This is a genomic window from Pseudomonas sp. LBUM1643, from assembly GCF_059716215.1.
In genome coordinates, this window is sequence record NZ_CP166813.1 from 6141550 (window position 1) to 6166554 (window position 25005).

Consider the following 25005-nt stretch of genomic DNA (forward strand, 5'->3'; position numbering starts at 1 on the left):
GCTTTCGGGCGGGCGACCACACTAAACAGGTGGTTTTGAGCGCCGCATAACCATTGTGGCGAGGGAGCTTGCTCCCGTTCGGCTGCGAAGCAGTCGTAAAACCTGTTTCTGGAATATGCCTGAAGAATTGCAGGGGAGCGCTTCGCACTCCAGCGGGAGCAAGCTCCCTCGCCACAAAAGCCAATCTGCCCCGCCCGCCAATCAACCCCGTCTGCCAATCGGGCAATGACCTGCCACATAGCCAAGCCTATAATGCCGGCCTTTCGTTCCCCCTCTTCGGCACCTCGGAGCCCGCATGACCCAGGATCAACTCAAACAGGCAGTGGCTCAAGCCGCCGTCGACTTCATCCTCCCGAAACTCGACGACAAGAGCATCGTCGGGGTCGGCACCGGCTCCACCGCGAACTGCTTCATCGACGCCCTGGCGAAACATAAAGGTGCGTTCGACGGCGCGGTTGCCAGCTCCGAAGCCACCGCCGCCCGCCTCAAAGGCCACGGTATTCCGGTGTATGAACTGAATACGGTCAGCGACCTGGAGTTCTACGTCGACGGCGCCGATGAAAGTGACGAGCACCTGAACCTGATCAAGGGTGGCGGCGCGGCGCTGACCCGCGAGAAGATTGTCGCGGCCGTGGCCAAGACCTTTATCTGCATCGCCGACGCCAGCAAATTGGTGCCGGTACTCGGCGAGTTTCCGCTGCCGGTGGAAGTGATCCCGATGGCCCGCAGCCACGTCGCTCGCGAGCTGGTCAAGCTTGGCGGCGACCCGGTTTACCGTGAAGGCGTGCTGACCGACAACGGCAACATCATCCTCGACGTGTTCAACATGCAGATCACTAATCCGGTGGAACTGGAAAAACAGATCAATGCGATTGTTGGCGTGGTCACCAATGGCTTGTTCGCGGCACGCCCGGCGGACCTGTTGTTGCTGGGGACCAGTGAAGGTGTGAAGACCCTGCGCGCGAAGTAAGCACGGTCGTCCACCTTTCCGTGGGCAAATGAAATACCTGTGGGAGCGAGCCTGCTTGCGATAGCGGACTGTCAGTTGATATCAATGTCGACTGATCCACCGCTATCGCGAGCAAGCTCGCTCCCACAGGGTATGTGTTTGTGCTTCAGGGTTGTATCGGCTTCTTGAACACGTAAAACAGGTTCGGCTCGCTCACCAGGTACATCGTGCCGTCGTCGTCCATGGCAATACCTTCCGCCTGCGGCACCGACTTCTTCAGACCCTGACGCCCCTTGTTCAGCGACATGGTGCTCAGCGGTCGCCCGTCCACGTCCAGTTCCAGAATCAGCCGCGACTCGTCGGACAATGCCATTAAGTGACCGCTGCGCTCGTCGTATTGCAGGCTCGACAGGTCTCGCACAAACATTCCCGCATCGCGTTTCGGGTTGTTGACTACGTGCACTGCGTAGGACTTTTCCGGATCGTAATGGGGAAAACCCTGCACTTCGTAGATCAGCATCGGGTTACGTTCTTTCGCGACGAACAGCCGTTTGCCCACCGAATCGTAAGCCAGCCCTTCGAAACCCGTGTTGCCACTCATGTGCACGCCAAGAGTGATCTGCTCGGCATCTGCCGCATCAAGGAAGGTGGTACTGGGCTCCAGATGAATCTTGATCAACCGTTGCTCGTACTCGTCAGTGATCACATAGGTGTCGGCGCTGATGAATTCCACCGCTTCCGGATCACCAAAACCGACCAGCGCGATGCGCCGGATGATCTGACCATCCAGCGACAGCTCGATCAGTTCGGAATTCTTGTTGGTGACGGTAAACAGGCTTTTACGGATGGGATCGTAGGTGAGCGCCGACACATCGTCGTCCAGACCATCGATGACCCGCGCCTCGACCGTCACCTGATAACGATCCAGACCGATGGAGAGTTCGCTCTCTGGTTGCCAAAGCGTGTGCAGGTTGAACCAGCCGCGTTCGAACAAACGCAGGTATTGGCCGATTGCGACCAGGACGATCAGCGCAATGACTGAGAAGATCAGGATTAGAGGTTTGGGACGGACCAATCGACGCATTCTGGTGTGCTCGGATTCAAAACAGGCGGATGAAATACCACGCCTGTCTGAACTGAAGCTTAATGGCCACTTGCCCTGTCCCACAACCACACAGAAGCATTCCTACACGCTCGGTTATCAGCGTTGCTTCTCGAAGCGATAAAACAGGTTGGGCTCGCTCACCATGTACAGGTTGCCCGCTTCATCCATGGTCACGCCTTCAGCCCGTGGAATGGTCTTCTTCAGACCATTGAAGCCACCCAGCAAGGTCATGAAACTGACCTGTTCACCTTTTTCGTCCAGTTCCAGCAACAGGTGGGAATCAGCTGACAGCACCAGGGTATGCCCGGTGCGGGGGTCGATGGCCAAGGCAGACAGGTTGCGGATGTCCAGTTCGTCACTGTCGAGCTTCTGTTTATCGCCAGCAAGGGTTTGGCCGTTGTCGCTGCTTTTCCAGGTAAACAACGCCGGCGGACGTTCTTCACCCAACAGCATCTGCTGATTGCGCGCATCCCAGACGATGGCTTCGAAGGCTTTGTTCTGATCTTTGGAAGGGCCGAGGTCGTACTTCGGGAAGTCGGCAATGTTCAATTCACGGGTTTGCGCATCGACTTTGACAATGGACAGCAAGTGCTCGCGCTCATCGACAATAGCCAGAAGACCATTATCCATCACCGTCAGGCCTTCTGGATTGCTCCAGCCCACCAACGGCATTTTGCGCAACACATCGCCCTGCAACGTCAGTTCGACCAGGAAGGGGTTCTTGCCCATGACCGAGAAAAGGGTCTTGGTTTGCGGGTTGTAGGCCAGATCGGACGCCTCGTCCTTTTCCATGCCTGGCAGCAACTTGGCGTCGATCACCGTCTGGTAATCCGGCAGCCAGATACTTTCCTGGCGTTCAGCCGGGGTTTCGAAACGCTCAAGCAGCCAAAGCACACCCCGGTCATCCCAATGCATGGCGAAGGCGAGGCCATAGGCGGCGGCCGCGGCCAGCAAAAGCCAGGAATACCAACGCATGAAAAAGCGCGGGCGGCGGGCAGGTTTCAGCGTGGGCAGCGGTTGGGTGGGCATCGAAGGATGATTCCAGGGATTTTGAGATAGCCCCTCTGTAGGAGCTGCCGCAGGCTGCGATCTTTTGATCCTGAAAAAACCAGATCAACAGATCGCAGCCTGCGGCAGCTCCTACAGAGGCTTGCGGTGGTTAACGGACGCTGGTGGTAAAGCTGCTGACGCCCGGCAATTCGATGACCAGTTCGTCGCCCACATTCAGCGGACCTACGCCCACCGGCGTACCCGTCAGGATCACATCACCGGCCTGCAGCGAGAAGCAGCCTGCCATGTGCTGGATCATCGGCACGATCGGGTTGAGCATTGCGCTGCTGTTGCCGTCCTGGCGAACTTCACCGTTGATGGTCAGGCGAATGCCGATGTCGGTCAGGTCAGCGAAGGTGCTGCCGGACACGAATGGAGCAATCACAGCCGCGCCGTCGAACGACTTGGCGATTTCCCACGGCAGGCCTTTGGATTTCAGTTCGGCCTGCTTGTCACGCAAGGTCAAGTCCAGTGCCGGAGCGAAACCGGAGATCGCATCGAGCACTTCTTCACGACTCGGCTTGGTCGACAGCGGCTTACCGATCAACACAGCAATTTCCGCCTCGTAATGCACTGAACCGCGCTCGGTCGGAATGCAGAAACCGCCTTCCAGCGGCACCACGCAACTGCCCGGCTTGATGAACAACAGCGGCTCGGTAGGAACCGGATTGTCCAGCTCCTTGGCATGTTCAGCGTAGTTGCGTCCGATGCACACGACTTTACCAAGCGGGAAGTGAATACGCGTACCGTCGAGATACTGGTGCTGATAGCTCATTGACCGACTCCTGATTCGTAGCTCTTAAGTTCTAAAGTCAAACAGCGAAGATCTTGCCCGGGTTCATGATGCCATTCGGGTCGAACACTGCCTTGACGGCTTTCATGTACTCGATCTCAACCGGGGAACGGCTGTAGGTCAAGTAATCACGCTTGGTCATGCCTACGCCGTGCTCGGCGGAAATCGAACCGTTGTACTTCTCGACGGTTTCGAACACCCATTTGTTCACGGTCGCACACTTGGCGAAGAACTCGTCCTTGCTCAGGTTTTCCGGCTTGAGGATGTTCAGGTGCAGGTTGCCGTCGCCGATGTGGCCGAACCAGACAATTTCGAAGTCCGGATAGTGTTCGCCAACGATCGCGTCAATTTCCTTGAGGAACGCCGGGACTTTCGAGACGGTGACCGAAATGTCGTTCTTGTACGGCGTCCAGTGGGAGATGGTTTCGGAGATGTATTCGCGCAGCTTCCAGAGGTTCTGCAGTTGGGTTTCGCTCTGGCTCATCACGCCGTCCAGCACCCAGCCCTGCTCAACGCAATGCTCGAAGGTTTCGAGGGCGTGATTGGCCACTTCTTCGGTGGTCGCTTCGAATTCCAGCAACGCGTAGAACGGGCAATCGGTTTCGAACGGAGCCGGAACATCACCGCGGGCCATGATCTTGGCCAGTGCCTTGTCGGAGAAGAATTCAAACGCGGTCAGGTCGAGCTTGCCTTGAAAAGCGTGCAGAACTGGCATGATCGAGTCGAAATCCGCCGTGCCGAGAACCATCGCAGTGAGGTTTTTCGGCGCGCGATCGAGGCGCATGGTTGCTTCAACCACAAAACCAAGCGTGCCTTCAGCGCCAATAAACAACTGGCGCATGTCATAACCGGTGGCGTTCTTGATCAGGTCGCGGTTCAGTTCCAGCAGATCGCCCTTGCCCGTGACAACCTTCATGCCGGCCACCCAGTTGCGGGTCATGCCGTAGCGAATCACCTTGATCCCGCCGGCATTGGTGCCGATATTGCCGCCAATCTGGCTCGAACCCGCAGAAGCGAAGTCCACCGGGTAGTACAGGCCCTTCTCTTCGGCGACGTTCTGCAGGTATTCGGTCACCACGCCTGGCTGGCAAACCGCGGTGCGGTCGGTCAGGTTCACGTCGAGGATCTGGTTCATGTAGTCGAAGGACACGACCACTTCGCCATTCGCGGCCACTGCCGCAGCGGAAAGCCCGGTACGACCACCGGACGGCACCAGCGCCACCTTGCGTTCATTGGCCCAGCGGACGATGGCCTGCACCTGTTCGGTGGTCTTGGGAAACACAATGGCAGTCGGGGCCGGGGCGAAATGCTTGGTCCAATCCTTACCGTAAGCATTCAGGGAGTCGGCATCGGTCAGCACCTTGCCAGGCTCAACCAGGGTCTTCAGCTCATCAATCAGGGCAGGATTGGTCATCGACAGAACTCTCGAACAATTCATGGTCATCCTGAGAACGCTTCACGTCGCAGGAATGAGTGTTTAGCGGGGTGCGTATGCTAGCATACCGACCCCGCAGGGTAGTGCCCAAAGGCTATTCTGCGGTGACGGCATAGTTGCCGTCCGGGTCAGCATCTGCTGGCTACTTCCTGCCAATTTTCTCCGGGATACAGGTTTACGCAGATGAGCAAGACTTCTCTCGATAAGAGCAAGATCAAGTTCCTTCTTCTCGAAGGCGTCCACCAATCGGCTGTCGACGTTCTCAAGTCGGCGGGCTACACCAGCATCGAGTACCTCACTGGTTCTCTGCCGGAAGCCCAGCTGAAGGAAAAGATCGCTGATGCGCACTTCATCGGCATTCGCTCCCGCACTCAACTGACCGAAGAGATCTTCGATCACGCGAAGAAGCTCGTGGCTGTCGGTTGTTTCTGCATCGGCACCAACCAGGTCGATCTGAACGCAGCTCGCGAACGCGGCATCGCGGTGTTCAACGCCCCGTATTCCAACACCCGTTCCGTTGCCGAGCTGGTGCTGGCCGAAGCGATCCTGTTGCTGCGCGGCATCCCTGAGAAAAACGCTTCCTGCCACCGTGGCGGCTGGATCAAGAGCGCCGCCAACTCCTTCGAAATCCGGGGCAAGAAGCTGGGTATCGTCGGTTACGGTTCTATCGGTACTCAGCTGTCGGTCCTGGCTGAAGGCCTGGGCATGAAGGTGTACTTCTACGACACCGTGACCAAGCTGCCATTGGGCAACGCAACGCAAGTTGCCAGCCTGACCGAACTGCTGGGCATGTCCGACATCGTCACCCTGCACGTTCCGGAAACCGCTGCGACCCAGTGGATGATCGGCGAGAAGGAAATCCGCGCCATCAAGAAGGGCGGCATCCTGATCAACGCAGCCCGCGGGACCGTGGTCGAGCTCGACGCACTGGCAGATGCGATCAAGGACAAGCACCTGATCGGCGCGGCCATCGACGTATTCCCGGTGGAGCCTCGCTCCAACGACGAAGAGTTCGAAAGCCCGCTGCGTGGCCTGGACAACGTGATCCTGACCCCGCACATCGGTGGTTCCACCGCAGAGGCGCAAGCCAACATCGGTCTGGAAGTCGCTGAGAAACTGGTGAAGTACAGCGACAACGGTACCTCGGTATCGTCCGTCAACTTCCCGGAAGTGGCCCTGCCGGCTCACCCTGGCAAGCACCGTCTGCTGCACATCCACGAGAACATTCCGGGCGTGATGAGCGAGATCAACAAGGTCTTCGCCGAAAACGGCATCAACATTTCCGGTCAGTTCCTGCAGACCAACGAGAAAGTCGGTTACGTCGTGATTGACGTCGATGCAGATTACTCGGAAATCGCCCAGGAGAAACTGCAGCACATCAACGGCACCATTCGTTGCCGTGTGTTGTTCTGATAGTGACTTGAGTGAAAAAAAGGGAGCTCCTCGGAGCTCCCTTTTTCATGCCTGTGAAACAGTTACTTCACAGTCACGGTGATCTTCTTCGACACGATTGGCGGATCGAACGGCATGTGGCCGCTGTCGCCCAGTTCAAGCTGCAAAGTGTGCTTGCCCGGTGCCAGTTTGACCTCGGCCTGGGTTTGCGCCTTCCCGAAGTGCATGTGGTTGGCGTCCATCGGAATCGGTGCGCCGGCAGCTGGCAGGTCTTTCACATCAATCAGCAGATGGTGGTGACCGGTGTTTTTGGTAACGTCGCCGGCAGGGGCAAGGGACACGTCCTTGACGCCGAACTTGACGGTGAAGGTTTCCGGGACGGTGGCGCCGTCTTCGGGAGATACGATGAACACTTCTGCACCCTTGGGGGCCGGAGTCGCAGCCATTGCCATCATCGAAGCACTCAACAACAGGCCTGCGAATGCTGCTCGTGACATAAAGGTTTTCATTCTCTTCTCCAGTTTTTCCGTAAAATCTGTGCAGTCATGACAACTTCATGACCATTTGTTGTCGAAGGCACTCGACAACCATAGCAAAGCGAGCCAAACCAAAGACTCGCGATAATGAATTCAAGGAGTGACCATGCGCTTGTTGCCTGGCCTGATCTGCCTGTTACCTCTTCTGAGCCCATTGGCTCATGCCGAACTGATTGACGACGTGAACGACCGCGGCGAATTGCGCATTGCCCTTGAGGCTAATACACCGCCCTTCAATTTCAAGGACGACGGGAAACTAACAGGCTTTGAAGTCGAATTGGGTCAGCTGCTGGCGAATGAGCTGGACGTGCGCGCCGACTTCGTCATCGTCGATTCCAATGATCTGTTGCCCGGCGTCGAAAGCGGCAAGTACGACGTTGCCATCAACCACATAGCAGTGACCCCGGAACTCAAGGATCGTTTCGACTTCAGCGAACCTTACAGTTACGCCAAAGCGGATTTGATCGCGCAGAAAGAAGAAGAGCCGCGCTCGATGCTGCTGGTTCAGACACTGGCGCAGGAGAAGCCCAAAACAGCTGCGCCGGTGAGCCTGGCGATTCCGTTTCAGAAGGGAAATCCGGCGTTTCATGCCAGCCTGGAGAATGCACTGGCGCGGATCAAGGCGGATGGGCGCCTGGAGGCGCTGTCGCAGAAGTGGTTGGAGGCGGACACGAGCGTCGCGCCGAAACCATAATTTCAGACTGATGCGCACCACTGTAGGAGTGAGCCTGCTCGCGATGGGGCCATACCTGCCGACATCGATGCCGGATGACGGGATGGGTTTTGTCTATGGCGTTAGTTCAGGGATGCTAACGCCATTGCCGCTTCTGGCAATTCCAGCTCGCTGAAGACCTGAACACCATGGCGCTTGAGCAACGCAGCCGTCACCCCTTCGCCACTGACCTTCACCCCACTGAACGTCCCGTCATAGGTCAGCAAGTTCCCACAGGACGGGCTGTTCGCCTTGAGCACGGCAATCCGGATGCCGTGCTTTTGCACCAGTTCCAGCGCCTGATAGGCCCCGGACAGAAACTGCGCGCCGACGTCCTCGCCCTCGGTGGTGATGACCGACACTTGTCCATCGAGCACTTTAGCGCCCTGCCCGCCCGGGATTTCCGCCGCAGCCCTCGGGGTCGGCAATCCTCCGGCAACTTCCGGGCACAAGGGTACGACCCGACCCTCGTCGATCCATTGTTGAAGCTGATCGAAAGGTCCGCTGGCGCCGCCGTCATAACGAACCCGGTGACCCAGCAGGCAACGGCTTACCAGTATCTTTTGCATGATCAGAACGGCTCGTTGCCGCGACGTCGGAACCAGCCCGTCAATGACAGGCGATTCCGGGTGGCTGGCATCACTTCGTGGGGGACTTCACCCGACAGGAACACCACCAGGCATCCGCCGACCGGCACCACATCGTGTTCAGTGCCTCCATTCAGGTACATGCGCAACTGACCGCCGTGCTCTGGCAGCCAGGCGTCATTCAGATAAACCACCGCCGAGACCATGCGGCGATCATCGTCGCGAAAGCGATCAACGTGCCGGAGGTAGAAAGCACCGGGCGGATAAAGCGCAAAATGGCTTTCGAAGTCTTCCAGACCCAGGTACAGGCCCCGATTCAACGCTTCGCGCAGGCTGTCCATCAACTGCAAATAGCTGTCACACGCCAATGCCTGACCGGGTTCGATCCACTGGATACGGTCACCCCTGATGCCCTCGCGAATCTCCGATGTCGGTCCGCGACCCACGGCTGCCGGGGCCAATTCACCTTCGGCCGCACGTTTATGGCACTCAGCCGCCAGTTCCCGGGTCAGACCCAGAGGCAGGAAAATATTCTGCTGTGACCAACCCTGTGTAGCCAGGTCGTCGACGATACGTAACAGCAGCGGATGATCAGAGGGTATTTGCATGGCGCGCATAGTATTCCTGTGCCTGCAAATCCGACAGAGCCGCGCAGCGGCTTGATACGAATTCTCGACAAGTCCGGATACCACACGGAGAATAGTCGCCTGCTGACAGGAGTCCCTATGCGCCGTTTGCTTTTCTCACTGTTGATGTTCTGCGTAATGCCCGCCTGGGCAGACGGCCACGATCAGCTGTACAAGGTCGCCGGCTGGCCGGAACAACGCGCGCACTTTAACGACGCCCTCTCGGCCGCCCAGCAGCGGTACCAGAACAGCCTGCCACCGGCGGTGTTTCAGGCATTGGTCAACAACAGCAATCAGCGTTTTGCCCCCCAGGCTGTCGATCAGCGTGCAGAGGCACAACTGCGCAAGGTGCTGGCCGACCCCAAGCCCGCGCTAACCTTTTTCCAGTCGCCGCTGGGCAAGAAAATCGTCGCCGCTGAGTTACTCGCGACCCGTCGTGATCAACTGGCAAAAAACGCCAAGGGCTTGCCGAAAATCGAGGCCAGCGACAGTCGCTTGCTCATCATCGGCCACCTGGCTCAGGCACTACCTGCCCGCGAGGCTGGCGCCGAGGTCAGCCTGGCAATTGCCGGTGTCGCGGCCGACAGTTTGAGTTCGATGATTCCGGGCTTGCTCGGCGGCGGTCAGGCTCAAGGCATGTTGAATGGTCAGCGCCAGCGCTTGATGGATCAGATTGGCAGCGACCTGAACAACACGCTGCTCTACGTTTATCGCGACCTGTCGGATAACGAACTGGAAGAGTTCGCCACCTTTGCCGAGTCTGCTGAAGGCAAGGCTTACTACCAGGCGGCGCTCGCGGCGATTCGGGCGGGGTTGGCGGTGGGGCAGAATCCTTAGCATCTAACTAATAGTTTTGGTGTCTGAAAGGCCTCATCGCGGGCAAGCCCGCTCCCACAGTTGACCGAGTTGTCAGCACATGTGGGAGTGAGCCTGCTCGCGATGAGGTCATAGCCGACGCTACAAATTCCGGCCTTTTATCCGCTTCGTCAAAAACCCGAAATATTCCGCTCTCAATGCCAGCGTCTCATTCGCCAGGTGATGCCGCGCCTGCGGCAACATCAACACCTGCGGCCGATCAAACTTGGCCTTCAGTACCCCAAGGTTGTGTTCCCAATCCACCGTCATGTCCGCCTGCCCCTGCACAATCAGTGGCCGACGCTGGCTGCTGGGAGCCGCCTCGATACGCTTGATCCAGCGCGCCAGCGCACCCACCCAGGCGGTCGGCAGACGTAGCGGCTGCAGCGGATCGGCTTGCAGGAAGGGCAAGAAATCCGGGTCGCTGGAGTTTTCGCTGAAGCGCCGGGCGATGGCTTTAACGAAGGGTCTGAGCAGGTAGTAACTCAACTGCGACCAGCCCCAGGCGCGTGGCCGGACCAGCGGCGACAGCAGGATCACCTGGCCCTGCGCCGGGCTGTCAGCACCCTGATTGAGCACATGATCGATCACGATCGCTCCACCCGTGCTTTGCCCGCACAAGTGCCACGGCTGCGGCATATCAAGGGACAGCGCCTCTGCGAAAAGCCCTTGCAGCGTGTCCTGGTACTCCGAAAAATCCATGATGCTCGCCCGCTCGCCACTGGACAGACCATGCCCCGGCAGATCGCAGGCAATCACCGCGAAGCCCTGGTCCAGCGCCCACTCGATCACATGCCGATACAGCCCGGTGTGATCGTAGAAACCGTGAAACAGAAACAGCGTCGCCTTAGCCCGAGCTGGCCACCAGAACTGGCTGACCACCTGATACCCATCGACCGCAAAACGGCCCAAGCCACTGCGCAGTTCACGTCCCGGGAAATCGAGGCCATAAAAACGCTGATAGGCAAGCGCCTCCACCGACAACGGCTGACCCTCGGCCAATGGCCGCAGGCTGTCGCGCAAATGATCGGGGGCGAAAGTGGCAGACATGAGTAATTCCAGCAGGTGAAACGGACTTTATGGGGCTGCGATATTCATCTGTCGAGGCAAGCATGGCAAGCTAGCCGACCTCTAAGGATGATACCCATGCGCCCGGCCTACCGCACCACACTGTTCGCCAGCTTGCTCGCCCTCGTGTGTGCCGCCGTGTTGTGGGCTGCCTACGACTGGTTTCAGGGGCGCTACCTGCGTGCGTTCAGCGAGCACACCGCCGTGTTCTCCGGCGACCCGCTGCGCCTGCCCGACGACCTTGCCGGTCCCGGCGCCATTCGCCTTGTGCACTTCTGGGACCCGGCCTGCCCCTGCAACGTCGGCAATCAACAGCACCTCACCGAACTGGTGGCTCGCTATGTGCCGCAAGGTGTCGAGTTTTACTCGGTACAAAAGCCCGGCAGTCACGGCCAGTTACCGAGCACATTGAGCAACCTCAAGACCATCACCGTGCTGCCCGGCTCCGAACAGATCCCCGCCAGCCCGGCCGTGGCGATCTGGGATCGCACCGGCAAGCTGGCATATTTCGGCCCCTACAGCGAAGGCCTGACCTGTAACTCAAGTAACAGCTTCATCGAACCGATTCTCCAGGCATTGAACGAAGGCCGCCCGGTGAGTGCCACGCACACACTGGCGGTGGGGTGTTACTGCCCATGGCCGGTCGATACACCGAAGTAGGGACAAACAAGGCAACACGAATCCCTCCTACGGGCGATGGGCCTATTCAGTAAGCCGTGTTAAACAGTGACGCCAGGGAATAGCTGCCACTAATAACAAGAACAAGGAATCAACATGAAACGTCTCCTGACCGCCCTCGTCCTGCTCCTTGTCGTGCTTGCCGCGGGTGCCGGCTGGTACGTCTACAGCAAGCAGCCGACACGCCAGGGCATGGTTGAACTGCAACACCTGCAGGGTTCGGTCACCGTGCGCTACGACGAGCGCGGCATCCCGCACATCCGCGCCGAAAACCAAACCGACCTCTACCGCGCGCTCGGCTATGTGCATGCCCAGGACCGTCTGTTCCAGATGGAAATCCTGCGCCGGCTCGCCCGTGGCGAACTGGCCGAAGTTCTAGGCCCGAAACTGCTCGATACCGACAAGTTGATGCGCAGCCTGCGCATTCGCGAACGCGCCGAAACCTACCTCGCCAACCTGGATAAACAGTCACCGGCGTTCATTGCCATGCAGGCCTATCTGGACGGTATCAACCAGTATCAGGACACCCATGCGAAACCTGCAGAGTTCGACGTGCTGGGCATTCAAAAGCGTCCGTTCACAGCCCAGGACACCATCAGCATCGCCGGCTACATGGCGTACAGCTTTGCCGTCGCATTTCGCACCGAACCCTTGCTGACCTACGTGCGCGATCAACTCGGGCCCAATTACCTGAACGTCTTCGACCTCGACTGGCAGCCCAAAGGCGTGCTGGCGAACAGTCACGGCGGCGCGGCGCCGGCCCTTGGCAGCGCGGACTGGAAGGACCTCAACACCCTCGCCCGCTTGAGCGAACAGGCACTGGCCGACAATGGTTTGCCTCAGTTCGAGGGCAGTAACGCCTGGGTCGTCGCCGGCAACCGCACCAAAAGCGGCAAGCCGTTACTGGCAGGTGATCCGCACATCCGCTTCTCCGCGCCGTCGGTGTGGTACGAGGCGCAACTCTCGGCACCCGGTTTCGACCTCTACGGTCACTATCAGGCCTTGATGCCATTTGCTTCGCTGGGGATGAACCGCGATTTCGGCTGGAGCATCACCATGTTCCAGAACGATGACATGGACCTGATCGCCGAGAAGGTCAATCCGGACAATCCCAATCAGGTCTGGTATCGCGGCAAATGGGTCGACATGGTAACCAGCGAACAACAGATCGCCGTGAAGGGTCAGGCGCCGGTCACCCTGGTGCTGCGCCAGTCGCCACACGGTCCGATCGTCAACGATGCGCTGGGCGCCAGCGTTGGCAAAACCCCGATTGCCATGTGGTGGGGATTTCTGGAAAGCCAGAACCCGATCCTCGAAGGCTTCTACCAGCTCAACCGCGCCGACACCCTGGCCAAGGCGCGCAGTGCCGCTGCCAAGATCCAGGCACCTGGCCTGAACGTCGTGTGGGCCAATGCCAAGGGCGACATCGGTTGGTGGGCGGCGGCGCAACTGCCCAAGCGACCTGCCGGCGTCAACGGCAATTTCATTCTCGACGGCAGCACCGCCGAGTCGGACAAGGATGGCTTCTACCCGTTCAGCGCCAACCCGCAGGAAGAAAACCCGGCGCGCGGCTACATCGTCTCCGCCAACTTCCAGCCCGTATCACCGACCGGCATGGAGATTCCCGGCTATTACAACCTGCCCGACCGTGGGCAGCAGCTCAATCGCCAGCTCAGCGACAAAGCCATCAAGTGGGATCTGGACGCCAGCCAGAAGCTGCAACTGGGCACCACCACCGGCTATGGTCCGCGACTGTTGGCGCCGTTGCTGCCGGTGTTACGTGAAGTCGTGAGTGACCCCGCCGAACTCAAACTGGTGGAGCAACTGGCGCAGTGGAAAGGCGATTACCCACTCGATTCCACCAGTGCCACGCTGTTCAACCAGTTCCTGTTCAACCTCGCTGACGCGACGATGCACGACGAGCTGGGAGACGCTTTCTTCGAAACATTGCTCTCGACTCGGGTGATCGATGCCGCACTACCGCGTCTGGCCGCGACTGCCGACTCGCCGTGGTGGGACAACCGCACCACCCTCGGCAAGGAAGCCCGCGCCGACACGGTCAAGACGGCGTGGCAGGCGAGCCTTGCACACCTCAAAACGACCCTCGGTACGGATGTCACGCAATGGCAGTGGGGCAAGGCGCACACGCTGACCCACGGTCATCCGCTGGGGCAGCAGAAGCCACTGGACCGGATCTTCAATGTCGGCCCGTTCGCAGCACCGGGCAGCCATGAAGTGCCGAACAATCTCTCGGCCAAGATTGGGCCGGCGCCGTGGCCGGTCACTTATGGTCCCTCGACCCGCCGACTGATCGACTTCGCCGACCCGGCCCACAGCCTGACCGTCAACCCGGTCGGCCAGAGCGGCGTGCCGTTCGATGGCCATTATGAGGATCAGGCTGAGGCGTACATCGAAGGGCTCTACTTCCAGGCGCATCTCAATGATGAGGAAGTGACGGCGAATACGCGCAGTACGTTGAAGCTGCTGCCGGCGCGGGGTGCCCAGTAAAATCTACGGGCTGGACTGGCCCCATCGCCAGCAGGCTAGCTCCCACAATGGAACTGCGCGCACCGAACCAAATGTGGGAGCTAGCCTGCTGGCGATGGGGCCCATCAGAACAACACAGGTTCTGGATCAAACCATCGCCGCAAAATTCAACCTGAACTGCTGCGGCGTCACACCAAGCCGCCTATTGAACACACTGCGCATGTGCTGTGCATCGCGGAAACCGCACTGATACGCCACTGTCTTGAGTGGCGAAGTAGTGCTTTCGAGCATCACCCGCGCCGCGTCCACCCTCGCCCGCTCGACAAACTCCGCCGGGGTGATTTTTGCTTCCTTGGCAAACACCCGGGAAAAGTTGCGGGCGCTCATGTTGGCGGCATTGGCCAAGTCGGCGAGGCTTAGATCGCCATTGAGATTTGCCAGAACGTAAAGCTGAACCAATGCCACCGCCGATGTCGGTTCAGCGTGCGGGGTCAGGAACGGGCTGAATTGCGATTGCCCACCCGAGCGCTGCGTGAACACGACCAGTCGTTTCGCCACACTCAACGCGACTTCCGGGCCGTGATCCTGGGCCAGCAGATACAGTGACAAATCGATCCCTGCGGTGACCCCTGCCGACGTAAAGAGCTCGGCGTCCTGCACGTAAAGACGATCGGCTTCCACCTGTGTCGACGGACACAACGCAGCCAATGCCGCCGCATCGCCCCAATGCGTCGTCACGGTCCGCCCCTCCAGCAACCCTGCCCGGGCGAGCATGAAGGCGCCGTTGCAGATCGAACCAAAGCGTTTCGCCCGCGCGCAGGCGTCACGCAGCCAGGCATCGAAAGCCGGGCTGAAATTCATGAAGGGCAACTGCGGCCCACCGGCCACCAGCAACAGGTCGTAAGCTTCCAGCGCCTCGCTGAAATGGCGATGCGCATTGAGCGACAAGCCGTTGGAACAAGGCATCATCCCGCGCTCGACGCCGATGACATCCAGCCGGTAGTGATCCTGCGGAGGCAGGAAACGATTGGCCTCGGAAAACACATCCATGGGGCCGGTAACGTCCAGGGACTGAACGCCGGCGAATACCACGATTGCGACGGTTTTACTCATGGCGGGAAACACCCTCAAAGGCCCTGACTGCACTTAATACCTGTAGCAGCTGCCGAGGCACGAGGCTGCGTTGCGTGTCCGCAGGACCGCCCTAGGGGCCGCTACGCAGCCCAACGCAGCCTCGTGCCTCGGCAGCTGCTACAGGGATGTGTGTGATCTGGCTTCCACGTTAGCCAATCCCGGCCTGACAAGCGAGGTTGGCGCGATATGCATGCTCATTGGCAAGGATCGCAGCCATGCATCGATTGTCCGCTCAGGGGGGCGGGAACAGACTTGTTCCATCAGCGCCGCCACGGCGTTCCCCACGAGGAAAGCACCCATGAGCAGCACCATCGCCGGTATCAAAATCCCCGACAGCGCATTGGCCAGGGCCACTACCGAGTACATTCGCGACGTCGAATCAGACTTGCTGTACCACCACTCCCGCCGAGTGTTTTTATTCGGTGCCTTGAGCGGTGAACGCAAGCAGCTTGCTTACAATCCCGAGCTGCTTTACGTCGGCGCGATGTTCCATGACCTGGGGTTGGTGGAAGGTCATCGCACCGACGATGAGCGCTTTGAAGTCGACAGTGCCAATGCCGCCAAGGCATTCCTGAAACCTTACGGTCTTTCGGATGACGACATCGAACAAGTGTGGCTGTCGATTGCCCTGCACACCACGCCGGGCGTGCCGCAACACCTGCGACCTAATGTGGCGCTGGTCACTGCCGGAGTCGAGATGGATGTGCTGGGTATCGACTACGCGGCATTTCCCAACGTGCAGCGAGAGGCAGTGGTGCATGCGCATCCACGGGGTGACGGGTTCAAGGAGTGCATCCTGTGCGCTTTCGCCAACGGTTTCAAACACAAGCCGGACACGACGTTCGGCACGGTGAACGCGGACGTGCTGGTGGACAGCCAGCCAGGGTTCAAGCCGATGAACTTTGTCGAGATTATCCGCCAGTCGCCTTGGGTTTCCTGAACCAAAAATCAAAAGATCGCAGCCTGCGGCAGCTTCTACATGTTGACCATACATCCTCGAAATATCGGGTGTACCATCCTTTGTAGGAGCTGCCGCAGGCCGCGATCTTTTGATCTAAAGCGCTATCAAACCGCTTCCGGCGCCTGTGCGCGACGCACGTCCGGTTGCTTCCACGAATCCGCAGCACTTTCTTCGATCGCTTGCTGAATCGCCTTCTTGCGCGACTCTTCGGCACGGCGGCTGAAGAACCAGACCAGGAACGTCACCAGCGACACCGCCAGCAGAATCAGGCTGGCCACGGCGTTGATCTCAGGCTTCACGCCCAGACGCACCGCCGAGAACACTTCCATCGGCAAGGTCGTCGACCCCGGGCCGGACACGAAGCTCGCCAACACCAGGTCATCCAGCGACAACGCGAAGGACATCATGCCGCCCGCCGCCAGCGAAGGGGCGATCATCGGGATGGTGATCAGGAAGAACACCTTCCACGGCCGCGCACCCAGGTCCATGGCTGCCTCTTCGATGGACAGGTCCAGCTCACGCAAACGCGCCGACACCACGACCGCCACATACGCCGCACAGAACGTCGTGTGGGCAATCCAGATGGTGACGATGCCGCGTTCCTGCGGCCAGCCAATCATCTGCGCCATCGCCACGAACAGCAGCAACAGCGACAGACCGGTGATCACCTCGGGCATTACCAGCGGCGCGGTGACCAGGCCACCGAACAGCGTGCGACCCTTGAAGTGGGTGATACGGGTCAGCACGAATGCTGCCAGCGTACCCAGCGCGACAGCCGCAATCGCCGTGTAGCAGGCGATTTCCAGCGAGCGCACCACCGAGCCCATCAGTTGGGTGTTGTCCATCAGGCCGACGTACCACTTGATCGACCAGCCGCCCCACACCGTTACCAGTTTGGAAGCGTTGAACGAGTAGATCACCAGGATCAGCATCGGCGCGTAGATGAACAGCAGACCCACTACCAACATGAAGCTTGAGAAACGGAAGCGTTTCATTCTTTGCCCTCCATTTCTTTGGCCTGGCTACGGTTGAAAAGAATGATCGGCACAATCAGGATCGCCAGCATCACCACCGCCAGGGCAGACGCCACCGGCCAGTCACGGTTATTGAAGAACTCTTGCCAGAGCACTTTACCGATCATCAGGGTTTCCGGACCGCCCAGCAGTTCCGGGATGACGAACTCGCCCACGACGGGAATGAACACCAGCATGCAGCCAGCGACAATGCCGTTCTTGGACAGGGGAATGGTGATTTTCCAAAAGCTGTTGAACGTGCTCGAACCCAGGTCGGACGCGGCTTCCAGCAGGCTGTTGTCATGCTTCACCAGGTTGGCGTAGAGCGGCAGGATCATGAACGGCAGATAGGAATACACCACGCCGATATACACCGCCAGGTTGGTATTGAGGATCTGCAGCGGCTCATTGATCCAGCCCATGGTCATCAGGAAACCGTTGAGCAGACCGTTGTTGCTGAGGATGCCCATCCACGCATACACGCGGATCAGGATCGCGGTCCAGGTCGGCATCATGATCAGCAGCACCAGCACCGTTTGCATCTCTTTGCGGGCGCTGGCGATGGCGTAGGCCATTGGATAACCGATCAGCAGGCAGAGGACGGTGCTGATCAGCGCCATCTTCAACGAGCCCAGGTACGCGGCGATGTACAACTCGTCGTCGCCGAGCATCGCGTAGTTGCCCAGGTTGAGCAGCACCTGCAGCTTCTGGTCAACGAAGTTATAGATCTCGGTGTACGGCGGGATGGCCACGTCGGCTTCGGCGAAGCTGATCTTCAGAACGATGAAGAACGGCAGCATGAAGAACAGGAACAGCCAAATGAACGGAACCCCGATGACCAACTGGCGGCCACCGGGAATTATTCGATTGAGGCGGCGTTTGAATTTGCGCATGTTCATGAGCGAAGCACCACGCCGCTGTCGTCTTCCCAGTACACGTAGACCTGATCACCCCAGGTCGGACGCTGGCCACGGCGTTCGGCGTTAGCCACGAAGGACTGCACCAGCTTGCCGCTTGGCAATTCGACGTAGAACACCGAGTGACCGCCGAGGTAGGCGATGTCGTGGACCTTGCCGCTGGACCAGTTGTATTCGCAGGTCGGCATGTCCGCAGTGACCAGAAGTTTTTCCGGACGGATTGCGTAGGTGACCGACTTGTCCTGCACCGAGGTACTGATGCCGTGGCCGACGTAGATTTTCCGGTCCAGGTCCTTGCAGGTAATAATCGCGTGACCTTCCGCGTCGTCGATCACTTCGCCTTCGAAGATGTTGACGTTGCCGATGAATTCGCAGACCAGGCGGCTGGTCGGGGTTTCATAGATGTCGATCGGGCTGCCGATCTGGGCGATCCAGCCCAGGTGCATGATCGCGATACGCTCGGCCATGGTCATGGCCTCTTCCTGGTCGTGGGTCACCATGACGCAGGTTACGCCGACGCGCTCGATGATCTCGACCAGCTCCAGCTGCATTTGCGAACGCAGCTTCTTGTCCAGCGCACCCATCGGTTCGTCGAGCAGCAACAGCTTCGGTCGCTTGGCCAGGGAACGTGCGAGCGCCACACGCTGACGCTGACCGCCGGACAACTGGTGCGGCTTGCGCTTGGCGTACTGGCTCATCTGTACCAGCTTGAGCATTTCAGCCACGCGAGCATCGACTTCAGCGGCGGGAATCTTGTCCTGCTTGAGGCCGAAGGCGATGTTCTGCGCCACGGTCATGTGCGGAAACAGGGCGTAGGACTGGAACATCATGTTGATCGGCCGCTCGTAAGGCGGCATGTCGGTGATGTCTACGCCATCGAGAAAAATACGCCCCTCCGTAGGCCGCTCGAAACCTGCGAGCATGCGCAGTAACGTGGATTTGCCCGATCCCGAACCGCCGAGCAAGGCGAAAATCTCGCCTTTCTTGATCTCCAGGGACACATCGTCCACGGCAATCGTCTCGTCGAACTTCTTCGTGACCCGGTCGATTTTGACCAACACCTGTTTAGGTGTCTGGTCGCCCTCGAGGGCTTTCTTATAGGCGCCGGAGGCAACTGCCATTTACGAAACTCCCAGAAAAAAAGAGTGCAGTTCGCTCAAGGTGAGCCAACCTTGGATAGTTTGAGCCTTGAAGCTATTTACCCGACTTGACCTTGGTCCAGCTGCGGGTCATCAAACGTTGAATGTTTGGTGGTAACTCGATGGACACATAGGTCTTGTCGAGGACGGCTTGCGGTGGATAAACCGCTTCGTCGGTGCGAATGGATTGCTCCATCAGCTTGTCCGACCCCGGGTTAGGGTTGGCGTAGCCGACGTAATCACTGACCTGGGCGATCACCTCAGGTTTCAGCAGATAGTTGATGAACGCGTGAGCTTCCTTGACGTTGGACGAGTCCTTCGGAATCGCCAGCATGTCGAACCACAGCGCGCCACCTTCCTTCGGAATCGAGTAAGCGATGTTCACGCCTTTCTTCGCTTCGTCGGCGCGGTTCTTGGCCTGGAACATGTCGCCGGAAAAACCGATCGCGATGCAGATGTCGCCGTTGGCGAGGTCCCCAATGTATTTGGAAGAATGGAAGTACGTGACGTACGGCCGCACGGCCAGCAACTTGGCTTCAGCCTTTTTGTAATCTTCGGGGTTAGTGCTGTTGGCGTTCAGGCCCATGTAGTTGAGGACCGTCGGCATCATTTCATCGGCGGAATCCAGGAAGGCTACACCGCAACTTTGAAGCTTCTTGATGTTTTCCGGTTCGAACAGCACGCCCCACGAATCGATCTTGTCGACGCCAAGCACTGCCTTGATCTTGTCGACGTTGTAACCGATACCGTTAGTGCCCCACAGGTACGGCACGGCATACAGGTTGCCCGGATCGTTCTGTTCCAGGCGCTTGAGCAGCACCGGGTCGAGGTTCGAATAATTGGGCAGCTGCGACTTGTCGAGCTTCTGGAAAGCGCCGGCCTTGATCTGCTTGCCGAGGAAGTGGTTGGACGGCACAACGACGTCGTAACCCGTACGCCCGGCCAGCAACTTGCCTTCCAGGGTTTCATTGGAATCGAAGACGTCATACACCGGCTTGATGCCGGTTTCTTTCTGGAAGTCCGCCAGGGTGGTCTGACCGATATAGTCCGACCAGTTATAAATATGCACTGTACCGGCAGCCTGGACACTGACAGCAAGTGTCAGTCCGGCACCGACCAGCAGGGCATTGCGCAACAAAGAAAAAATAGGCAAGTGGAGGTCCTCTAAAATTAGTTGGGCCCAAGTTGCCCCGTGTTACATGACAGCATTAGCGGTCCTGCAACAAAACCGGCGCGCAACTTACCCTCGAAAAACCGTTCCAGCAAACTTTATGAAGATCTGTAGCAGCTGCCGCAGGCTGCGTTCAACTGCGGAGCAGTTGTGCTGTTGAAAACAGCGGAGGTCCTTCGGACCTCAACGCAGCCTTCGGCAGCTGCTACAGGGTTTTCTTATTTACCCGATTTGATCTTGGTCCAGCTGCGGGTCAGGATCCGCTGCGTCGCGGCCGGCAAGTCGGCAATCGCGTACAACTTGGCCAGAACATCCGCAGGCGGATAAACGCCCGGGTCGCTGGTGATGTCTTTATCAACCAACGGTGTTGCCGCGGAGTTACCGTTCGGGAAGCGTACGGCGTTAGTGATTTCAGCCATGATTTCCGGCTTCATCAGGAAGGTCATGAACTTGTAGGCACCTTCGACGTTCTCGGCATCTTTAGGGATGGCGACCATGTCATAGAAGCTGCCGGCACCTTCTTTCGGAATGTTGTAGCTGACTTTCACCTTGTCACCGGCTTCAGCGGCGCGGGACTTGGCCTGGTAGATATCACCCGAGTAACCGATGGCTACGCAGATGTTGCCGTTGGCCAGGTCAGAGATGTACTTGGACGAGTGGAAGTAGCCAATCGAAGGACGGACTTTAAGAAACAGTGCTTCGGCTTCAGCCAATTGCTTCTTGTCCTGGCTGTCGGTCGGATAGCCCAGGTAGTGCAGCGCCACCGGAATCATCTCGGTTGGCGAATCGAGGACGCTGATCCCGCACGCTTTCAACTTAGCGGCGTTTTCAGGTTTGAAAATCAGGTCCCAGGAATTTGTAGGTGCATCAGCCCCCAGTGCAGCCTTGACCTTCTCGGCGTTGAAACCGATACCGATCGAACCCCACATGTACGGGAACGCGTGTTCGTTGCCCGGGTCACTGACCGATACCGCTTTGAGCAGATCCGGGTTCAGGTTTTTCCACAGAGGCAGTTTGGATTTGTCGAGTGTCTGATAGACGCCGGCCTTGATTTGCTTGGCCAGGAAGTTGTTCGACGGTACGACGATGTCGTAGCCGGACTTGCCTGCCAGCAACTTGGCTTCAAGGGTTTCGTTACTGTCGAATACGTCGTAGACCACCTTGATCCCCGACTCGGCTTCGAACTTCTTGACGGTATCCGGTGCGATGTAATCGGACCAGTTGTACACGTGCAGAACCTTGTCGTCCGCCTGAACTGCGCCTGCCATCACGCCCATCAGGGACATGGCGAGGAGGGTCTTGCCAGCTATCTTCATACCTAATGCCTTCATGGGTAATGCTCCAATTATTCTTCTTAACCACGTTCTTGTTAACCAAGAGCCAGCGGCCTTTCCTGGGCAACTAAAACAACGGGTAGTCTGGCAAGATACAAGGCAGGCTTTCAAGGAAAGACCCATCCTTTGTTTGCTCTGAGCGAAATGCGAATTTCACACCCCGCTCAGAGCCTAGCACTTAGGCTTGCAACGCACTCAGGGTCAGGTCCAGACACTTGCGTGCCTTGGTCACCAGCTCATCGATTTCCGCCTTGGTAATGACCAGCGGCGGAGCAATGATCATGGTGTCGCCCACGGCGCGCATGATCAGGCCATTTTCAAAACAGAATGTCCGGCAAATCATGCCGACGCCACGGCCTTCGTAACGCTTGCGAGTGGCCTTGTCCTGAACCAGTTCGATTGCCCCCAACAGCCCTACACCGCGCACTTCACCCACCAACGGGTGATCGCTCAGTTCCCGTAGGCGACTCTGCAAGTAAGGTGCCGTTTCTTCGTGAACGCGGTCGATAATTTTTTCGTCGCGCATGATGCGGATGTTTTCCAGCGCCACCGCAGCGGCCACCGGGTGACCGGAATACGTGAAACCGTGGTTGAAATCGCCACCCTCGTTGAGCACCGCGACCACGTCGTCACGCACGATCAAGCCACCCATCGGGATGTAGCCCGAAGTCAGGCCTTTGGCGATGGTCATCATGTCCGGTTTGAGGTCGTAGAAATCGGAACCGAACCACTCACCGGTGCGGCCGAAACCACAGATCACTTCGTCCGCCACGAACAGGATGTCGTACTTGGCGAGGATTTCCTTGATGCGCGGCCAGTAGGTGTCTGGCGGAATGATCACGCCACCGGCACCCTGGATCGGCTCGGCAATAAAGGCACCGACGTTATCCACGCCGACTTCCAGAATCTTTTCTTCCAGCTGATTGGCAGCCCATACACCGAACTCTTCCGGCGTCATGTCCCCGCCTTCAGCGAACCAGTAAGGCTGGGCGATGTGGACAATGCCCGGGATCGGCAAGTCGCCTTGTTCGTGCATGTAGGTCATGCCACCCAGGCTCGCGCCGGCCACGGTGGAACCGTGATAACCGTTCTTGCGGCTGATGATGACTTTCTTTTGCGGCTGACCCTTGATCGCCCAGTAGTGACGAACCATACGCAGCATGGTGTCGTTACCTTCGGACCCGGAACCGGTGAAGAACACGTGATTCATGCCTTCAGGCGCGATGTCGGCGATGGCCTTGGCCAGCTCCAGAACAGGCGGGTGAGCGGTCTGGAAAAACAGGTTGTAGTAAGGCAGTTCGCGCATTTGCTTGCTGGCGGCATCGGCCAGTTCATCGCGACCGTAGCCGATGGCTACACACCACAGGCCGGCCATGCCGTCGAGGATCTTGTTGCCTTCACTGTCCCAGAGGTAAACGCCCTTTGCGCTGGTGATGATGCGCGGGCCTTTCTCTTTCAGTTGCTTGAAGTCACTGAATGGGGCCAGGTGGTGGTCGTTGCTCAGTGCTTGCCACTCACGGGTTTGCGGATTGTTATTGGTCATGCGAATTCTCCTAAGTTTGCAGTGAAGGCGCGACTATTTCCTGTCGCGCCGCAGCGCATCAGACGGCGAAGAGCAGGAATTCCCGTTCCCACGAACTGATCACGCGCTTGAAGTTTTCATGCTCGGCCCGCTTGACCGCGACGTAGCCAGTGATGAATTTTTTGCCCAGGTATTTCTCGACAGTCGCGCTGTTTTCCATGCGTTCCAGCGCGTCTTCGATGGTCAGTGGCAGGCGCAGGTTGCGGCGTTCATAGCCTCGCCCTACCACCGGCGCACTCGGGTTCAGCCCCTCGACCATGCCGATGTAACCGCAGAGCAGGCTCGCGGCGATCGCCAGGTACGGGTTGGCGTCAGCGCCCGGAAGGCGGTTCTCCACTCGACGGTTCTGCGGACCGGCATCCGGAACCCGCAGGCCCACGGTACGGTTCTCTTCGCCCCACTCCACGTTCACCGGTGCCGAGGTGTCCGGCAGGAAGCGGCGGAACGAGTTGACGTTCGGCGCGAACAGCGGCAACAACTCGGGGATCAGCTTCTGCAAGCCGCCGATGTGGTGCAGGAACAACTGGCTCATGGTCCCGTCTTCATTGGAGAAGACGTTCTTGCCGGTCTCGATGTCGATGATGCTCTGGTGCAAGTGCATCGCACTGCCTGGCTCGCCGGTCATGGGCTTGGCCATGAAGGTCGCGGCCACGTCGTGCTTGAGCGCGGCTTCACGCATGGTGCGTTTGAACACCAGAATCTGGTCCGCCAGGGACAGGGCATCGCCGTGACGGAAGTTGATTTCCATCTGCGCCGTGCCGTCCTCGTGGATCAGCGTGTCGAGGTCCAGCTCCTGCAGTTCGCACCAGTCGTAGACATCTTCGAACAGCGGATCGAATTCGTTGGCGGCTTCAATAGAGAACGACTGACGACCGATTTCCGGGCGACCGGAACGCCCGATAGGCGGTTGCAACGGGTAGTCCGGGTCGTCACTGCGCTTGGTCAGGTAGAACTCCATCTCCGGCGCCACAATCGGCTGCCAGCCTCGGTCGGAATAGAGTTTGAGGACCTTCTTGAGCACGTTGCGCGGCGACAGCTCGATCGGATTGCCTTGCTTGTCATAGGTATCGTGGATCACCTGGGCGGTCGGCTCGATGGCCCAAGGCACCAGGAACACCGCGTTCTGATCGGGGCGGCAGATCATGTCGATGTCCGCCGGGTCGAGCAGTTCGTAATAGATGTCGTCTTCGACATAGTCACCGGTCACGGTCTGCAATAGAACGCTCTCGGGCAGTCGCATGCCTTTTTCAGCAATGAACTTGTTGGTCGGCGAAATCTTGCCCCGGGTGATCCCGGTCAAGTCGGCGATCATGCATTCGACTTCTGTGATCTTGTGGTCTTTCAACCAATCGGTGAGCTGGTCGAGGTTGTTACTCATAAATGCCTCTAGGCTTTGAGTTTCCTGACTCTTGTAAGTCAGGCGATGTTTGACGCATCGGCGTCGCGTTGAAATGTGTGTCTGCGACAGGCTATCGTGCTTT

The 25005-nt window shown here is 58.5% G+C and carries 23 protein-coding genes; 7 read left to right on the forward strand and 16 right to left on the reverse strand.

Translation table 11 applies throughout. The features are described 5' to 3' along the window. The first annotated feature begins 295 nt into the window (after positions 1-295). Positions 296-970 carry a ribose-5-phosphate isomerase RpiA gene (gene rpiA / locus ACA063_RS27790; RefSeq protein ID WP_497664111.1) on the forward strand — a complete coding sequence of 225 codons (675 nt, stop codon included), beginning with the start codon at positions 296-298 and terminating at the stop codon, positions 968-970. 145 nt (positions 971-1115) lie between these two features. Here the strand turns inward: rpiA and ACA063_RS27795 are convergent, their stop codons facing one another. From ACA063_RS27795 to ACA063_RS27810, 4 genes are all read right to left on the reverse strand, one after another. Further along, positions 1116-2033, reverse strand: coding sequence for an SdiA-regulated domain-containing protein (locus tag ACA063_RS27795; protein ID WP_497664112.1), 918 nt, complete (start codon positions 2031-2033; stop codon positions 1116-1118). Between the two features lie 117 nt (positions 2034-2150). Further along, complete coding sequence (locus tag ACA063_RS27800; RefSeq protein WP_497664113.1) at positions 2151-3083, reverse strand: SdiA-regulated domain-containing protein; 933 nt, start codon at positions 3081-3083, stop codon at positions 2151-2153. Between the two features lie 130 nt (positions 3084-3213). Further along, positions 3214-3879, reverse strand: a complete 666-nt coding sequence (locus ACA063_RS27805) for a fumarylacetoacetate hydrolase family protein (RefSeq protein ID WP_497664114.1) — start codon at positions 3877-3879, stop codon at positions 3214-3216. Between the two features lie 37 nt (positions 3880-3916). Then, the gene (locus ACA063_RS27810; RefSeq protein ID WP_497664115.1) at positions 3917-5311 is read right to left on the reverse strand and encodes a D-2-hydroxyglutarate dehydrogenase; all 1395 of its coding nucleotides are present in this window, start codon (positions 5309-5311) and stop codon (positions 3917-3919) included. Between the two features lie 204 nt (positions 5312-5515). Between ACA063_RS27810 and serA the strand changes: the two genes are divergently transcribed. Next, positions 5516-6745 (forward strand): phosphoglycerate dehydrogenase, encoded by a 1230-nt coding sequence (serA, locus tag ACA063_RS27815; protein ID WP_162438387.1) that lies wholly within the window; start codon positions 5516-5518, stop codon positions 6743-6745. A 62-nt stretch (positions 6746-6807) separates the two neighbouring features. On the opposite strand, the gene ACA063_RS27820 is transcribed toward serA, so the two are convergent. Then, positions 6808-7233, reverse strand: a complete 426-nt coding sequence (locus tag ACA063_RS27820; protein ID WP_497664116.1) for a DUF4399 domain-containing protein — start codon at positions 7231-7233, stop codon at positions 6808-6810. A gap of 133 nt (positions 7234-7366) precedes the next feature. On the opposite strand from ACA063_RS27820, the gene ACA063_RS27825 reads away from it, so the two are divergent. Continuing rightward, complete coding sequence (locus tag ACA063_RS27825) at positions 7367-7954, forward strand: transporter substrate-binding domain-containing protein (protein WP_497664117.1); 588 nt, start codon at positions 7367-7369, stop codon at positions 7952-7954. Between the two features lie 101 nt (positions 7955-8055). On the opposite strand, the gene ACA063_RS27830 is transcribed toward ACA063_RS27825, so the two are convergent. Together ACA063_RS27830 and ACA063_RS27835 are read right to left on the reverse strand one after the other, a co-directional pair. Beyond that, complete coding sequence (locus ACA063_RS27830) at positions 8056-8541, reverse strand: 2-thiouracil desulfurase family protein (protein ID WP_497664118.1); 486 nt, start codon at positions 8539-8541, stop codon at positions 8056-8058. A 2-nt stretch (positions 8542-8543) separates the two neighbouring features. After that, a complete protein-coding gene (locus tag ACA063_RS27835; RefSeq protein ID WP_162438391.1) occupies positions 8544-9176 on the reverse strand; it encodes a 2OG-Fe(II) oxygenase in 633 nt (210 codons plus the stop codon). Between the two features lie 108 nt (positions 9177-9284). Here ACA063_RS27835 and ACA063_RS27840 point away from each other — a divergent pair, with 108 nt between their 5' ends. Next, positions 9285-10022 (forward strand): DUF2059 domain-containing protein, encoded by a 738-nt coding sequence (locus ACA063_RS27840; protein ID WP_497664119.1) that lies wholly within the window; start codon positions 9285-9287, stop codon positions 10020-10022. 120 nt (positions 10023-10142) lie between these two features. On the opposite strand, the gene bipL is transcribed toward ACA063_RS27840, so the two are convergent. Then, a complete protein-coding gene (bipL, locus tag ACA063_RS27845) occupies positions 10143-11090 on the reverse strand; it encodes a phospholipase BipL (RefSeq protein WP_497664120.1) in 948 nt (315 codons plus the stop codon). 96 nt (positions 11091-11186) lie between these two features. On the opposite strand from bipL, the gene ACA063_RS27850 reads away from it, so the two are divergent. Beyond that, the gene (locus ACA063_RS27850) at positions 11187-11768 is read left to right on the forward strand and encodes a DUF6436 domain-containing protein (RefSeq protein WP_497664121.1); all 582 of its coding nucleotides are present in this window, start codon (positions 11187-11189) and stop codon (positions 11766-11768) included. Positions 11769-11882: 114 nt separating this feature from the next. Beyond that, positions 11883-14294 (forward strand): penicillin acylase family protein, encoded by a 2412-nt coding sequence (locus ACA063_RS27855; protein ID WP_497664122.1) that lies wholly within the window; start codon positions 11883-11885, stop codon positions 14292-14294. A 126-nt stretch (positions 14295-14420) separates the two neighbouring features. On the opposite strand, the gene ACA063_RS27860 is transcribed toward ACA063_RS27855, so the two are convergent. Then, entirely contained in the window at positions 14421-15386 is a 966-nt protein-coding gene (locus ACA063_RS27860; RefSeq protein ID WP_497664123.1) for a GlxA family transcriptional regulator, read from the reverse strand. 319 nt (positions 15387-15705) lie between these two features. Between ACA063_RS27860 and ACA063_RS27865 the strand changes: the two genes are divergently transcribed. Next, the gene (locus tag ACA063_RS27865) at positions 15706-16347 is read left to right on the forward strand and encodes an HD domain-containing protein (protein WP_497664124.1); all 642 of its coding nucleotides are present in this window, start codon (positions 15706-15708) and stop codon (positions 16345-16347) included. Between the two features lie 125 nt (positions 16348-16472). Here ACA063_RS27865 and ACA063_RS27870 read toward each other — a convergent pair whose 3' ends face one another. The 7 genes from ACA063_RS27870 to ACA063_RS27900 form a co-directional block, all read right to left on the reverse strand. Further along, on the reverse strand, positions 16473-17363 hold the full coding sequence (locus tag ACA063_RS27870; protein ID WP_194690991.1) for an ABC transporter permease subunit: 891 nt from the start codon (positions 17361-17363) through the stop codon (positions 16473-16475). Next, a complete protein-coding gene (locus ACA063_RS27875) occupies positions 17360-18241 on the reverse strand; it encodes an ABC transporter permease subunit (RefSeq protein WP_178114308.1) in 882 nt (293 codons plus the stop codon). Before ACA063_RS27875 ends, ACA063_RS27870 begins: the two co-directional genes overlap by 4 nt. Before the next feature lie 35 nt (positions 18242-18276). After that, on the reverse strand, positions 18277-19419 hold the full coding sequence (locus ACA063_RS27880) for an ABC transporter ATP-binding protein (protein WP_162438400.1): 1143 nt from the start codon (positions 19417-19419) through the stop codon (positions 18277-18279). Between the two features lie 73 nt (positions 19420-19492). Next, positions 19493-20590, reverse strand: a complete 1098-nt coding sequence (locus tag ACA063_RS27885; RefSeq protein WP_162438401.1) for a polyamine ABC transporter substrate-binding protein — start codon at positions 20588-20590, stop codon at positions 19493-19495. Positions 20591-20826: 236 nt separating this feature from the next. After that, positions 20827-21924 carry a polyamine ABC transporter substrate-binding protein gene (locus tag ACA063_RS27890; RefSeq protein WP_162438434.1) on the reverse strand — a complete coding sequence of 366 codons (1098 nt, stop codon included), beginning with the start codon at positions 21922-21924 and terminating at the stop codon, positions 20827-20829. Positions 21925-22120: 196 nt separating this feature from the next. Next, the gene (locus ACA063_RS27895; protein WP_497664125.1) at positions 22121-23485 is read right to left on the reverse strand and encodes an aspartate aminotransferase family protein; all 1365 of its coding nucleotides are present in this window, start codon (positions 23483-23485) and stop codon (positions 22121-22123) included. A 58-nt stretch (positions 23486-23543) separates the two neighbouring features. Next, positions 23544-24902 carry a glutamine synthetase family protein gene (locus tag ACA063_RS27900; RefSeq protein WP_494375917.1) on the reverse strand — a complete coding sequence of 453 codons (1359 nt, stop codon included), beginning with the start codon at positions 24900-24902 and terminating at the stop codon, positions 23544-23546. Positions 24903-25005 lie beyond the last annotated feature (103 nt).

What these genes read in the sequence shown, in the direction of transcription:
- rpiA (WP_497664111.1), top strand. Translation starts at nt 296, where the DNA reads ATGACCCAGGATCAACTCAAACAGGCAGTGGCTCAAGCCGCCGTCGAC.
- ACA063_RS27795 (WP_497664112.1), bottom strand. Translation starts at nt 2,033, where the DNA reads ATGCGTCGATTGGTCCGTCCCAAACCTCTAATCCTGATCTTCTCAGTC.
- ACA063_RS27800 (WP_497664113.1), bottom strand. Translation starts at nt 3,083, where the DNA reads ATGCCCACCCAACCGCTGCCCACGCTGAAACCTGCCCGCCGCCCGCGC.
- ACA063_RS27805 (WP_497664114.1), bottom strand. Translation starts at nt 3,879, where the DNA reads ATGAGCTATCAGCACCAGTATCTCGACGGTACGCGTATTCACTTCCCG.
- ACA063_RS27810 (WP_497664115.1), bottom strand. Translation starts at nt 5,311, where the DNA reads ATGACCAATCCTGCCCTGATTGATGAGCTGAAGACCCTGGTTGAGCCT.
- serA (WP_162438387.1), top strand. Translation starts at nt 5,516, where the DNA reads ATGAGCAAGACTTCTCTCGATAAGAGCAAGATCAAGTTCCTTCTTCTC.
- ACA063_RS27820 (WP_497664116.1), bottom strand. Translation starts at nt 7,233, where the DNA reads ATGAAAACCTTTATGTCACGAGCAGCATTCGCAGGCCTGTTGTTGAGT.
- ACA063_RS27825 (WP_497664117.1), top strand. Translation starts at nt 7,367, where the DNA reads ATGCGCTTGTTGCCTGGCCTGATCTGCCTGTTACCTCTTCTGAGCCCA.
- ACA063_RS27830 (WP_497664118.1), bottom strand. Translation starts at nt 8,541, where the DNA reads ATGCAAAAGATACTGGTAAGCCGTTGCCTGCTGGGTCACCGGGTTCGT.
- ACA063_RS27835 (WP_162438391.1), bottom strand. Translation starts at nt 9,176, where the DNA reads ATGCGCGCCATGCAAATACCCTCTGATCATCCGCTGCTGTTACGTATC.
- ACA063_RS27840 (WP_497664119.1), top strand. Translation starts at nt 9,285, where the DNA reads ATGCGCCGTTTGCTTTTCTCACTGTTGATGTTCTGCGTAATGCCCGCC.
- bipL (WP_497664120.1), bottom strand. Translation starts at nt 11,090, where the DNA reads ATGTCTGCCACTTTCGCCCCCGATCATTTGCGCGACAGCCTGCGGCCA.
- ACA063_RS27850 (WP_497664121.1), top strand. Translation starts at nt 11,187, where the DNA reads ATGCGCCCGGCCTACCGCACCACACTGTTCGCCAGCTTGCTCGCCCTC.
- ACA063_RS27855 (WP_497664122.1), top strand. Translation starts at nt 11,883, where the DNA reads ATGAAACGTCTCCTGACCGCCCTCGTCCTGCTCCTTGTCGTGCTTGCC.
- ACA063_RS27860 (WP_497664123.1), bottom strand. Translation starts at nt 15,386, where the DNA reads ATGAGTAAAACCGTCGCAATCGTGGTATTCGCCGGCGTTCAGTCCCTG.
- ACA063_RS27865 (WP_497664124.1), top strand. Translation starts at nt 15,706, where the DNA reads ATGAGCAGCACCATCGCCGGTATCAAAATCCCCGACAGCGCATTGGCC.
- ACA063_RS27870 (WP_194690991.1), bottom strand. Translation starts at nt 17,363, where the DNA reads ATGAAACGCTTCCGTTTCTCAAGCTTCATGTTGGTAGTGGGTCTGCTG.
- ACA063_RS27880 (WP_162438400.1), bottom strand. Translation starts at nt 19,419, where the DNA reads ATGGCAGTTGCCTCCGGCGCCTATAAGAAAGCCCTCGAGGGCGACCAG.
- ACA063_RS27890 (WP_162438434.1), bottom strand. Translation starts at nt 21,924, where the DNA reads ATGAAGATAGCTGGCAAGACCCTCCTCGCCATGTCCCTGATGGGCGTG.
- ACA063_RS27895 (WP_497664125.1), bottom strand. Translation starts at nt 23,485, where the DNA reads ATGACCAATAACAATCCGCAAACCCGTGAGTGGCAAGCACTGAGCAAC.
- ACA063_RS27900 (WP_494375917.1), bottom strand. Translation starts at nt 24,902, where the DNA reads ATGAGTAACAACCTCGACCAGCTCACCGATTGGTTGAAAGACCACAAG.